This window comes from Mycobacterium sp. E735 (assembly GCF_001666955.1).
Taxonomy (GTDB): Bacteria; Actinomycetota; Actinomycetes; order Mycobacteriales; family Mycobacteriaceae; genus Mycobacterium.
This window is the reverse complement of sequence record NZ_LZIX01000207.1, coordinates 1-6344: the sequence shown is the minus strand read 5'-3', so window position 1 is coordinate 6344 and position 6344 is coordinate 1. Positions and strand designations below refer to the sequence as shown.

The window sequence follows — 6344 nt, the reverse complement described above, 5'->3', positions numbered from 1 at the left end:
TCGTCGAAGTGCCCGGGCAGCCGGGAAGATTCCTTGCGATCTTCGGGGATTCGTTCTCAGGCAACAAAGTTGGCGAAGGTGATCATTATCGATCGGTGGCCGTGCCGGTGACTTTCGACGCCGACGGACGCCCGCACTTCGGAGCGCCGTTGACCGGAGCGAAGGACAGCGGTCACGAGCTATTCACGATGCCGGCCGAAGCGGTCAAAGCCGGCATCGACGACACGCTTCCCGCAGGAACGATCATCCTGGGCGACAAGACGTACATGATGGTTACGGGCACCAAGGGAAACCTCCAGCCCGCAGGTTCATGGCTGGTCGAGGTCAACGGCGACCCCGGCAAGGGATGGACCATGGTGCCGGGTTCTTTCCGGGCCGCGGGAGACGCGCCCACTCAGGTCAGCGGATACAAGGGCTCTGACGGCAAGGTGTACATCGCGGCCGACTCCTTCGACCGCAGCCGAGGTGTCACGATGTATCAAGCAGACCCGGATAAGGTGTTCGATCGCAACAGTTGGCGACCGTGGACCGGGAACGCCTGGGGACAGGCAGGGCAACAGGCCACGCCGGTGACGACAGACCGTTACGGCGAGCTCAGTTTTCGGGAGATCGGTGGCAAGCCGGTCTTGTCGGGATTCAATGTCGACGCCCAAGGCGGGCGCATGGAAGTACGGGTCGGACCCAATCCGACCGGCGTTTTCGGCAACGTGCCGACCACTGTCGTCGCGCAGAACGGCGACCCGGGCGCACCAAAGTTTCTGCCCCAGCCCTACGGTGGATACATTGTGCCCGGCTCAACGTTGGATGACTTGAAACTGCTTGTCAGTCAGTGGAATACGGGCACGGACGCGAACGGTGTGCCGACCGGAACGCCCTATCAAACTCGAGAATTTCAAGTCAACCCCTTCCAATGAACCGTTGAACCAGCAGAGTCGAGGAACGAAATGACAACAACGACACTCACCGGCATGAGCGCACTTGTGGGCGCCGCTCTGGCACGTACATGTGTCGCACACGCCGACGCGCTCAGCTTCCCCGACTTGAGCGGATACGCTCCCGCCAACGTCAAGGATTACGAGGTCTTGGTGCCAAACCCGGGACGGCAGCCCGAACCGACGGTGTACTTTCTCACGCCTGATGGCATCGTCTGCAAGTTCACGCTCGACCAGGCGTCGTGTAGCGGAAATAACTTGCCGGCCATACCGCCCGCGGCCTCAAACCCGGCGGCGGGAATCAGTGGCGTCAACTGGATAGGAACCACTAGCGGGCTTAACCAGACGAGTGGCGGGGAACCGTCACGTATCGTGGCCGGCCAGTCCGTCAAAACGCTTCCGCCAGCTCACTCTCTCACGGTCAATGGCTTCGTTTGCGGTGTCGACGATTCAGGCATGACCGCATGCAAAGACCCGCAGGGGCGTGGCTTTGTCCTGTCGCCGCACGGCTCCGGTTGGCTGCCGCATGTGTGAAATCGGCTCGCTCACGCAGCCTTGACCCTGCGTACCGTCTCGGCGAGAAGCTCGTCGAGGGCGCTCAGCGGCAAAGGCGGTGTGTCCCCCTTGAACAGCCATCCGCCATCGCTCGAGCTGCTGACGACGATCAGTCCTCGCACCAGGGTGACCCTCAGCGCCTCGACGCCTTCACCACACACTCCATGGCCGCGGACATCAACTACCCGCATCCACCGGTGTGTCAACCGCACCGTGTCCTCACCTTCGGCGACAGCCGAATCCGTCTCGAGGGTCTGGCGGTTTTCGCGGTCCCCACAGAGTGCCGGCTTGTCCGCTAAATGCGCAGTGCACGTAGCGATTTCACGCCGGAGATCGGTGAGGAAATCGTCGCCGGCATGCGCGCGGCCGATCATCACTTTGGGACGGGGCGGTTTCCCGGGCTTGTCCCACTTCGACTGGTCGAAGTCCTGCCAGCCGACCAGGGGATCGTAGCGCGGGGCGGGAACCGAGCCACCGGACGGGCAGAGCGACCACGATGCGCCGCCCGGGCCGCTGGTGAGGGCGCCGTTGTCAGCAGAGGCGGTCTCGATGTCGGTGTTAACCGCCAGCGCTGGAAGTAGCGTCGAGATCTGGGCTTGGCTCCAGTTGGCGAGCATCGGCGGCAGCGCCGAGCGCGGCCGAGATCGCCCTACCGCGCCGATCAATTCCGAAAGAAGCTGATTGCGCGAGGCCGCCGACGGATCGGGCGTGCGATACCACGCCTGCACCGTCACCCGGCTGGGCAGCACGGTCGCTGCCATATTGACGACGTTGGGCCACTGGGGGCCGGTGTCGCCTGATTGATACTGCGCCAGCGTTTGGCTGGATTCGCCGACCAGCCAACCCTGGACGCCGCCGTTGTCCATCGGGTGGGCAACCGCCCACATGGGGCACCGATGCGACCATGCCGCCATCTCGCTGCTGACGTCATCGCCCTCGCCCGCAGCGGTGAACCGGACCCGGACGGAATCGCCGCCGTTCGCCGGGAATCGATTGCTCGGAACGTGACCGTTGGCGTCCGTGGCGGGGCTGTATTCCACATCCAGTTCCGGTTTGTCCGTCGCGCCGAACCGTGGCAGACGTTGGCAGTCTGCAGGCGTGGACTCGCGTCCGCCGAAGGGAGGCTCGGACCCGAAGCCCGCTTGGGGCGCATAGACGCTGACGCGGTTGAAGAGGTCGTCTTGAAAATCAGCCAGCCCGGGTATGCAGCGCGCCAACCGATCCGGCGCGCAGTCCCCGCCTTCCGTCGGTGCGGCTGTGAGCGTCGGCCGACTCGAGGCCGAATCGTGCTTGTGGGTGGTGCAGGCACTCGACACCGCCAGGAGCGCCGCGACCACGCCGAGCCCGGCGGCTGCACGAATGAAACCCCGAAGAACCGGCCGCACGCGCCGACTTTACGTCACCGGTCTGCTCAAGACGGTCTCCCGCGCGTGCTTCCGGACGAAAGCCCGGCACACGCGCGCGGCGGCCCTCCCCCGCCTTAGCGGGTGCAGGTCTTTGGCGGTGGCGGAGGGATTTGAACCCTCGGACGGTGTTAGCCGTCACACGCTTTCGAGGCGTGCTCCTTAGGCCGCTCGGACACGCCACCGCGGAGCAGCTTACCGAACCGTCGGCCCGTTACCCCAATCGCTGGCGGGCGAAGAAAGCCTCCAGCGGTGCGGCGCACTCTTCGGCGAGCACGCCGCCGCGCACTTCCGGCCGATGATTGAGCCGCCGATCGCGGACCACGTCCCACAGCGATCCGACCGCGCCCGTCTTGGGTTCCCACGCGCCGAACACCAGCCGGCCGACGCGGGCCAGGACCAGCGCTCCGGCGCACATGGTGCACGGCTCGACGGTGACCGCCAGCGTGGCGCCCTCCAGCCGCCAGCCGTCACCCGCCGCGCCGGCCGCCGCGCGCAGCGCCAGGATCTCCGCGTGCGCGGTGGGATCGCCAAGGGCCTCGCGGGCATTGACCGCGCGGGCCAGTTCGATCCCGTCAGCGCCGACGACCACCGCGCCGATGGGGACGTCGCGGGGGCCCGCAGTCGCGGCGACCGCCAACGCGGCACGGATCAGATCTTCGTCGGCGATCACCGACCGATGCGGTCGATCACGGCCGACAGCTGGTCGGCGAAGCCCATCTCCCGGGCGATGCGGCCGAGCTGCTCGTCCGCGTACAGGTCGGCCTCGTCGAGGATGACGCCCAGCACCGCCTCCGGCAGCCCGATGTCGGAAAGCAACCCCAGGTCGCCCTCCTCGAACGGGTCGGAATCCTCCAGGTCTTCGGGGTCGATGTCGGCGTCCAGCTTGTCGAGCACTTCGGCGGCGATGTCGTAGTCCAGTGCGGCGGTGGCGTCCGACAGCAGCAGCCGGGTCCCCGACGGCGCGGGGCGCACGATCACGAAGAACTCGTCATCCACGTCGAGGAGGCCGAACACCGCGCCGGCGCTGCGCAATTCCCGCAGCTCCGTCTCGGCGGCCTTGAGGCTCATCAAGGATTTACGGGCCATCGGAGAACACCGCCACTGGCCCTCTTCGCGTACGACCGCTACGCCGAAACCGTCCGGCGTGTCGGCGGACAGGCCCTGGGCTGGGGCCCGTTGTGCTCCCATGGCCGCTTACGGTAGTCGCAGACCAGGCCCCCTGACCAGACGGAGCGCGACGAAGGCGGGGGCGCGGCGACATCTGGACGCACCGCCGCCGCCGGATTGTGCCAACCTTGGTCTGTGGCTAGCCCTGTTTCTCAAACGCCGGTCTGCGTGCTCGGGCTGGGGCTGATCGGAGGCTCGATCATGCGGGCCGCCACGGCGGCGGGCCGGGAAGTCTTCGGCTACAACCGGTCGGTGGAGGGCGCGAAGGTGGCCGCCGCCGACGGTTTCGACGCCACCACCGATCTCACGGCGACGCTGACCCGCGCCGCGGACACCGGCGCGCTGATCGTCCTGGCGGTGCCCATGCCGGCGCTGGCCGGCATGCTCTCCCACATCGGCGAACTGGCCCCGGCCTGCCCGTTGACCGACGTCACCAGCGTGAAGGGGGCGGTGCTCGACGAGGTCGTCGCCGCCGGTCTTCAGGAACGTTTCGTCGGGGGCCACCCGATGGCGGGTACCGCCCACTCGGGTTGGGCCGCCGGCCACCCCGGCCTGTTCACCCGGGCGCCGTGGGTAATCAGCGTGGACGACCACGTCGACCCCGTTGTGTGGTCGATGGTGATGACGCTGGCGCTGGATTGCGGCGCGGTGGTGGTGCCGGCCAGGTCCGACGACCACGACGCCGCAGCGGCCGCCATCTCGCACCTGCCGCACCTGCTCGCCGAGGCCCTCGCGGTCATCGCCGGGGAGGTGCCGCTGGCGTTCGCGCTGGCCGCCGGGTCGTTCCGCGACGGGACGCGGGTCGCGGCAACCGCCCCCGACCTGGTGCGGGCGATGTGCGAGGGGAACACCGACCAGCTCATACCGGCTGCCGACCGGGTCATCGAGCTCCTGAGCCGGGCCCGCGAGTCGCTGGCCGCGAACAATACGGTGGCCGAACTCGTCGAGGCCGGCCACGCCGCCCGGACGCGTTACGACAGCTTCCCGCGTTCGGACATCTTCCACGTCATCATCGGCGCCGAGAACTGGCGCGAGGAATTGGCCGCCGCCGGCCGGGCGGGCGGGGTGATCAGATCCGCTCTGCCAAGCCTGGATAGTCGACGATGAACCCCTCTTCGTCGACACTGACGACGGTGTCGGCGACCGGGGAGCGCAGCTTGATGCCTTCTGTGCCGCCGGAGCTCGTGTAGCTCACGATGTCCGGCGTGATGGACATGTCGGGCAGGTTGACGTAGACCACCGGCAGCGTCACCGAGTCCGCCTGTTCATGCAAGCCGCGCCGCCGGATGGGCAACGCGTTGAAGAACGGGCTGAACACCACGTCGCAGTCGAGGGCGCCGTTGTACGCCGCGCGGTGCTCGCCCTGATGGTCGGTGACCAGCCACATGTTCTCTTCGTCGCGGGCGATGGACAACACCCGTTCGCGTTCGGCCAGCGTGACCGTCATGCCGAGGCGCTTGGTGGCGCCGGTCTCGTCGGTCTGCAGGTCGTAGTACGCGCCGAACGCCGGGTTGGTTTCGGTGGCGGCCGCGACGATGCGGCCATTGGCCTTGATCCTCTTGCCGGACACCTGGATTCGTACCGATTCCATCCGCGATACGTCCTGTGCACGCCAAGTGAGCATCGCCTGCCACACGCGCCGAGTCGAATCAGAGGAATCTGCGTTCACTCACCTACCGTAAATCGTGCCCGCGATGCGCGAGGGAAGTGTCCGATAAGTGTGGCGCAGTCGACCGGTGCCCGGCATCGAGACCCACACCGCCAACGCCAGCAGCCCGTCGAGCGCGAGCGCCAAGGCGGCCACCATTAAGGCACCGACCAGGGCGAGGTGGAACTCGCGCTCCTTGATTCCGTCGATGAGGTAGCGGCCGAGCCCGCCGAGGCTGGCGTAGGCCGCAACCGTCGCGGTCGCGACCACCTGCAGCGTCGCGTTGCGCAACCCGCCCAGGATCAACGGCAGCGCGTTGCGCGCCTCCACCCACAGCACCCGGGCCTCCGTCATGCCCATCGCGCGCGCGGCGTCGACCACGGTCGGCTCGACGTTGGCGATGCCCGCATAGGTGCCGGCCAGCAGCGCCGGCACCCCCAGCAGCATCAGCGCGACCAGGGGCGGCCCGAGGCCCAGCCCGAACAGCAGCGTGCCGAGCAAGAGCACACCGAGGGTCGGCAGTGCGCGGAGCCCGTTGACCGCACCGACCACCAGCAGGGTGCCCCGACCGGTGTGCCCGATGACGAGCCCGACGGGGACGGCGATCAGGGCCGAGGCGCCGACCGCGACGGCGGT

The 6344-nt window shown here is 67.7% G+C and carries 8 protein-coding genes and 1 tRNA gene; 3 read left to right on the top strand and 6 right to left on the bottom strand.

The features are described from left to right. Together A5704_RS16600 and A5704_RS27775 are read left to right on the top strand one after the other, a co-directional pair. On the top strand, positions 1 to 914 hold a 914-nt coding region (locus tag A5704_RS16600), incomplete at its 5' end, for a DUF4185 domain-containing protein (RefSeq protein WP_156736965.1). Between the two features lie 54 nt (positions 915 to 968). Continuing rightward, entirely contained in the window at positions 969 to 1466 is a 498-nt protein-coding gene (locus A5704_RS27775; RefSeq protein WP_082954889.1) for a hypothetical protein, read from the top strand. A gap of 11 nt (positions 1467 to 1477) precedes the next feature. Here A5704_RS27775 and A5704_RS29270 read toward each other — a convergent pair whose 3' ends face one another. The 4 genes from A5704_RS29270 to A5704_RS16580 all read right to left on the bottom strand — a co-directional run bounded on the left by A5704_RS29270 (position 1478) and on the right by A5704_RS16580 (position 4081). Further along, complete coding sequence (locus A5704_RS29270) at positions 1478 to 2872, bottom strand: hypothetical protein (RefSeq protein ID WP_231969148.1); 1395 nt, start codon at positions 2870 to 2872, stop codon at positions 1478 to 1480. A 113-nt stretch (positions 2873 to 2985) separates the two neighbouring features. Beyond that, positions 2986 to 3075 (bottom strand) — tRNA-Ser (locus A5704_RS16590). A 29-nt stretch (positions 3076 to 3104) separates the two neighbouring features. After that, positions 3105 to 3563, bottom strand: coding sequence for a nucleoside deaminase (locus A5704_RS16585; RefSeq protein ID WP_067748786.1), 459 nt, complete (start codon positions 3561 to 3563; stop codon positions 3105 to 3107). Then, a complete protein-coding gene (locus A5704_RS16580; RefSeq protein WP_067748783.1) occupies positions 3560 to 4081 on the bottom strand; it encodes a tRNA adenosine deaminase-associated protein in 522 nt (173 codons plus the stop codon). Before A5704_RS16580 ends, A5704_RS16585 begins: the two co-directional genes overlap by 4 nt. Before the next feature lie 147 nt (positions 4082 to 4228). Between A5704_RS16580 and A5704_RS16575 the strand changes: the two genes are divergently transcribed. Continuing rightward, a complete protein-coding gene (locus A5704_RS16575; protein WP_067748776.1) occupies positions 4229 to 5167 on the top strand; it encodes a prephenate dehydrogenase in 939 nt (312 codons plus the stop codon). Here the strand turns inward: A5704_RS16575 and A5704_RS16570 are convergent. Continuing rightward, positions 5130 to 5729, bottom strand: a complete 600-nt coding sequence (locus tag A5704_RS16570; protein ID WP_067748773.1) for a putative glycolipid-binding domain-containing protein — start codon at positions 5727 to 5729, stop codon at positions 5130 to 5132. The two genes, A5704_RS16575 and A5704_RS16570, sit on opposite strands and share 38 nt — an antisense overlap. After that, the coding region (locus A5704_RS16565; RefSeq protein WP_067889960.1) for an ABC transporter permease at positions 5730 to 6344 on the bottom strand (615 nt) is incomplete at its 5' end. It lies immediately after the preceding gene.